The sequence below is a fragment of the Gilvimarinus sp. 1_MG-2023 genome (assembly GCF_030548285.1).
Window position 1 is genome coordinate 1 of sequence record NZ_JAUOSC010000548.1, and the last position, 328, is coordinate 328.

Genomic DNA, 328 nt, shown 5'->3' on the forward strand with positions numbered 1-328 from the left:
GGTATGACCACTCTTGTAAGCAGCCTGGGTATGCAACTGCCAAGCGCCATCGAAGTTCCGCTGCTGATCAAAATTGATAAAGCCGTGGCGCTTGCTGTCTCGTAACTCATCTGCACCGTTTTCAGCGCCCGCCCCGTCAAAGCCATCGGATGCATTGATCTGTACGGTCAGGCGGTTGGCACTGCGCCCCTGCTGCCAGGAATAACTGGCAAAACTGTCGTCTTCACCCTGATTACCATTCCGGTAACGCAGGCGCACACCCAGCGTATCCCCAGGATGTTTGCTGATAATATTGATCACTCCCTGAAATGAGTTCGATCCATAGGTC

General features: G+C 53.4%; 1 protein-coding gene. It reads right to left on the reverse strand.

Annotated features, from left to right (window positions below; genetic code table 11):
- The coding region (locus Q4563_RS18025; RefSeq protein WP_303605481.1) for a hypothetical protein at window positions 1-328 on the reverse strand (328 nt) is incomplete at both ends.